Consider the following 5,571-nt stretch of genomic DNA (forward strand, 5'->3'; position numbering starts at 1 on the left):
CCAAAAAGAAAGCCCCGTGTGCAGTTGCACGCGGGGCTTCCAAATAAAATCCGGCACCGACCTACTCTCACGCCTGTTACGGCAATACCATCGGCTCTGGCGGGCTTAACTGCTCTGTTCGGGATGGGAAGAGGTGGACACCGCCGATATAGGCACCTGAATACCTTTATGACATATCATCGGAAGAAAACATGAACGAGAATCCGAGCAAGGCAACAGCATCTCTGCGCGAGAAAGCTTTCGGGCTATTAGTACCGCTCAGCTGTGGTGTCGCCACCTCTATACCTGCGGCCTATCAACCCCGTAGTCTACGGGGACCCTCAATGGAATACTAATCTCGTGGCCGGTTTCGCACTTAGATGCTTTCAGCGCTTATCCTAACCCGACATAGCTACCCAGCCGTACACCTGGCGGCATAACTGGTTCACCAGCGGTCGGTCCAGCCCGGTCCTCTCGTACTAAGGCCAGCCCCACTCAATATTCCAACGCCCGCAACAGATAGGGACCGAACTGTCTCGCGACGTTCTGAACCCAGCTCGCGTGCCACTTTAATCGGCGAACAGCCGAACCCTTGGGACCTTCTCCAGCCCCAGGATGTGACGAGCCGACATCGAGGTGCCAAACCTCCCCGTCGATATGAGCTCTTGGGGGAGATCAGCCTGTTATCCCCAGAGTACCTTTTATCCTTTGAGCGATGGCCCTTCCATGCAGAACCACCGGATCACTATGTCCGCCTTTCGGCCCTGTTCGGCCTGTATGCCTCACAGTCAAGCAAGCTTATGCCATTGCACTCCGCGTACGGTTACCAAGCGTACTGAGCTTACCTTTGAAAGCCTCCGTTACCTTTTTGGAGGCGACCACCCCAGTCAAACTACCCACCAAACAATGTCCCCCGCTACGCAGGGTTAGGAACCGGATACGCAAAGGGCGGTATTTCAAGGTTGGCTCCACGAGTCCTGGCGAACCCGCTTCAAAGCCTCCCGCCTATCCTACACATCACGCACCCAGTCCCAATGTTAAGCTGTAGTGAAGGTTCATGGGGTCTTTCCGTCCCGTTGCGGGTAACCGGCGTCTTCACCGATACCACAATTTCACCGAGCTCATGGCTGAGACAGTGCCCAGATCGTTACACCATTCGTGCAGGTCGGAACTTACCCGACAAGGAATTTCGCTACCTTAGGACCGTTATAGTTACGGCCGCCGTTTACTGGGGCTTCGGTTCAATGCTTCGCCATTGCTGACTAACATCCCCCCTTAACCTTCCAGCACCGGGCAGGTGTCAGGCCTTATACTTCATCTTTCGATTTCGCAAAGCCATGTGTTTTTGTTAAACAGTCGCCTGGGCCTTTTCACTGCGGCTGGCTCACGCCAGCGCCCCTTCTCCCGAAGTTACAGGGCCATTTTGCCGAGTTCCTTAGCCATGATTCACTCGAGCACCTTAGGATTCTCACCCCAACCACCTGTGTCGGTTTGCGGTACGGGTTTTGGTTGCCTGAAGCTTAGCGGTTTTTCTCGGAAGCATGATTACCCACACTATCGGCGCCCCCGAAGGTTTGCCGTACTATCGGGTTTCAGCACCCGGAACGGACTTCCCTGTCCCGGGTATACCTACGCCCTTCAACGCACTATTCCGTCAGTGCGCGGTGGTGTCACTTCTCCGTCCCCGCGTCGCAGCAACCAAAAGTACGGGAATATTAACCCGTTGTCCATCGGATTCGCCATTCGGCTTATCCTTAGGCCCCGACTGACCCTGATCCGATTAGCGTTGATCAGGAAACCTTGGTCTTTCGGTGGGCGGGTTTCTCACCCGCCTTATCGTTACTTATGCCTACATTTGCTTTTCCGGAAAGTCCACCGGCCCTTACGGACCGGATTCGCCCCCGCCGGAATGCTCCCCTACCGATATTAAATATCCCATAGCTTCGGTAACACACTTGATGCCCGTTCATTATCCACGCCCGGCCGCTCGACTAGTGAGCTGTTACGCACTCTTTAAATGAATGGCTGCTTCCAAGCCAACATCCTAGCTGTCTAAGCAGCCGGACCTCGTTAGTCCAACTTAGCGTGTATTTGGGGACCTTAGCTGATGGTCTGGGTTCTTTCCCTCTCGGCCTTGGACCTTAGCACCCAAAGCCTCACTGCTGCGTATATCCTGCGGCATTCGGAGTTCGTCTGGATTTGGTAGGATGTGACTCCCCCGCACCCAATCGGTAGCTCTACCTCCGCAGGACTCTCCGCAACGCTGTTCCTAAAAACATTTCGGGGAGTACGAGCTATTTCCCAGTTTGATTGGCCTTTCACCCCTACCCTCAGTTCATCCGGAAGCTTTTCAACGCTTATCGGTTCGGCCCTCCAGTACCTGTTACGGCACCTTCAGCCTGACCAAGGGTAGATCACAAGGTTTCGCGTCTACCTCCACCGACTGCACGCCCTGTTCAGACTCGCTTTCGCTTCGGCTGCCCCACTGAATGGGTTAACCTTGCCGGTGAAGTGTAACTCGTAGGCTCATTATGCAAAAGGCACGCCGTCACCCCTAAGGGCTCCGACCGCTTGTAGGCACACGGTTTCAGGTTCTTTTTCACTCCCCTGTTCGGGGTTCTTTTCACCTTTCCCTCACGGTACTGGTCCACTATCGGTCTCCCAGGAGTATTTAGCCTTGGCGGATGGTGCCGCCGGATTCCCACAGGGCGTCTCCGACCCCGCGGTACTCAGGATACCACTAGGCTGCACTTGCTTACGTGTACGGGACTGTCACCCTCTCCGGTACCGGCTTCCCTTCCGGTTTCCACTTCACGCATGCATGCCACTTCGTGGTCCTACAACCCCGCATATGCCGTAACATATCCGGTTTGGGCTAATCCGCGTTCGCTCGCCACTACTTGCGGAATCACTGTTGTTTTCTCCTCCTACGCCTACTTAGATGTTTCAGTTCAGCGCGTTCGCGTATTATACGATGTACCTTCAGTACATCAGGTTACCCCATTCGGAAACCGCCGGATCAATTCGCATTTGCCGATCCCCGGCGCTTATCGCAGCTTGTCGCGTCCTTCTTCGCCTCTGGGAGCCTAGGCATCCCCCGTGTGCCCTTCTTTACTTTCTTCAACCCGCGGCCCTTTTGCCAACCGCGGGCCTGCTTCGGACCGCATGTCGCCATGCAGGCCCTACTGTTGCCTTCTCTCTTCTCTTCTTGTTTTCTTCCAATATGTCAAAGAACTTCTGTTCGGGAGCGGGGACCTCCGGAATAAGGCGCAAGGACAACGTCCTTTTCCCCTTCCTGAAACCCCTCATCCTAAACGCGTGGAGAATAACGGATTCGAACCGTTGACCCCCTGCGTGCAAGGCAGGTGCTCTAGCCAGCTGAGCTAATTCCCCGTACCCGTAGTCCCGAGCAGACTTGAACTGCTGACCCCTACATTATCAGTGTAGTGCTCTAACCAACTGAGCTACGGGACTAGCTTTATTCTCGCCTCTCAGGACACACCGTGTAAGGGAACGGTGTCCTCTATTTTCCTGATATCTTCTTCTCTCTTTTCAATTGATAATCCATGGCGCAACGAGTACCAATCCGGTACCCTAGAAAGGAGGTATTCCAGCCGCACCTTCCGGTACGGCTACCTTGTTACGACTTAGCCCCAATTACCAGTTTTGCCCTGACACGCTCCTTGCGGTCACATGCTTCAGGCACCCCCGGCTTTCATGGCTTGACGGGCGGTGTGTACAAGGCCCGGGAACGTATTCACCGCGTCATTGCTGATACGCGATTACTAGCGAATCCAACTTCACGGGGCCGAGTTGCAGGCCCCGATCCGAACTGTGACCGGCTTTGCGGGATTGGCGCCCTGTTGCCAGGTGGCTGCCCGCTGTACCGACCATTGTAGCACGTGTGTAGCCCCGGACGTAAGGGCCATGATGACTTGACGTCGTCCCCGCCTTCCTCACTGCTTGCGCAGGCAGTCTGGATAGAGTCCCCACCTTTAAATGCTGGCAACTATCCATAGGGGTTGCGCTCGTTGCGGGACTTAACCCAACACCTCACGGCACGAGCTGACGACAGCCATGCAGCACCTAGTTTCGTGTCCCGAAGGACGCACCCATCTCTGGGTGCTTCACTAACTTTCAAGCCCGGGTAAGGTTCCTCGCGTATCATCGAATTAAACCACATGCTCCTCCGCTTGTGCGGGCCCCCGTCAATTCCTTTGAGTTTCACCCTTGCGGGCGTACTCCCCAGGTGGATGACTTAACGCTTTCGCTTGGACGCTAACCGTATATCGCTAACATCGAGTCATCATCGTTTAGGGCGTGGACTACCAGGGTATCTAATCCTGTTCGATCCCCACGCTTTCGTGCATCAGCGTCAATTACGCCTTGGTAAGCTGCCTTCGCAATCGGTGTTCTGTGGCATATCTATGCATTTCACCGCTACTTGCCACATTCCGCCTACCTCATCCGCATTCAAGCGCGCCAGTATCAACGGCACTGCGATGGTTGAGCCACCGTCTTTCACCACTGACTTAGCGCGCCGCCTACGCACCCTTTAAACCCAATAAATCCGGATAACGCTCGGATCCTCCGTATTACCGCGGCTGCTGGCACGGAGTTAGCCGATCCTTATTCTCACGGTACACTCAACCCGGTACACGTACCGGGGTTTGTTCCCGTGCAAAAGCAGTTTACAACCCATAGGGCCGTCCTCCTGCACGCGGCATGGCTGGTTCAGAGTTGCCTCCATTGACCAATATTCCTTACTGCTGCCTCCCGTAGGAGTCTGGTCCGTGTCTCAGTACCAGTGTGGGGGATTCTCCTCTCAGAGCCCCTAGGCATCGTCGCCTTGGTAAGCCGTTACCCTACCAACTAGCTAATGCCACGCGAGCCCATCCGTCCCCTATGAATATTTGGTTGTCCCACGATGCCATGGAACAACGTCATGCGGTGTTAATCCCTCTTTCGAGGGGCTATCCCCCTGGGACGGGCAGGTTGCTCACGCGTTACGCACCCGTGCGCCACTCTCATCACCCCCGAAGGAGTGAATCCCGTTCGACTTGCATGTATTAGGCCTGCCGCTAGCGTTCATCCTGAGCCAGGATCAAACTCTCCATTGTAAAAATGATGTCCGATCTGACCCGATTGCTCGGAATCAATCTTTAATTATGTCTATTAACCTGGATTGACTTAGGTCTGTCTTGTTAACTTTCGCCCATGACAGACTACTCGTTACGCTACATGAATATCAATATCTTTCAAGAACTCTCGCGCCTCCGCTCACGCTTCGGCTTTTTTATCTTCCGCAGCCCCGAAAGGCCGCATCCGTCTTTGCTTCTTTGTCTGCCGCCGGCACATCGCGCGCCGGCTCCGGAACCTACCGTCTTTCAACCCCCCGTTCCGTTTGGGACTGCAAAGGTAAGGAGCTTTTTTCATTCCACCAAAAAAAAATTTTACTTTTTTTTATCCCCCCAAACGCCCGGAAACCAAACGCCCCCAAACAAACGCAAAACCTTACCCAAACCGTTCAAAAAACAACCGCAAACTCAAAACTTCTTACCGTTTCCCCGTTTGCGGGCTGCAAAAGTAGAA

Annotated in this window: 2 tRNA genes and 3 rRNA genes; all 5 read right to left on the minus strand. The window is 54.4% G+C overall.

Going from position 1 to position 5,571, the window contains the following annotated elements:
• Nucleotides 1–48: 48 nt before the first annotated feature.
• A 5S ribosomal RNA gene (rrf, locus tag JHJ32_RS22320) occupies nucleotides 49–160 on the minus strand.
• 68 nt (nucleotides 161–228) lie between these two features.
• Nucleotides 229–3,100 (minus strand): 23S ribosomal RNA (locus JHJ32_RS22325).
• Between the two features lie 198 nt (nucleotides 3,101–3,298).
• Nucleotides 3,299–3,372 (minus strand) — tRNA-Ala (locus JHJ32_RS22330).
• Nucleotides 3,373–3,379: 7 nt separating this feature from the next.
• Nucleotides 3,380–3,453 (minus strand) — tRNA-Ile (locus tag JHJ32_RS22335).
• Nucleotides 3,454–3,577: 124 nt separating this feature from the next.
• A 16S ribosomal RNA gene (locus JHJ32_RS22340) occupies nucleotides 3,578–5,099 on the minus strand.
• The 16S, 23S and 5S rRNA genes sit together here with 2 tRNA genes alongside, the layout of an rRNA operon.
• Between the last annotated feature and the right edge of the window lie 472 nt (nucleotides 5,100–5,571).

Source organism: Parapedobacter sp. ISTM3 (genome assembly GCF_016533505.1).
GTDB classification, from domain to species: domain Bacteria; phylum Bacteroidota; class Bacteroidia; order Sphingobacteriales; family Sphingobacteriaceae; genus Parapedobacter; species Parapedobacter luteus.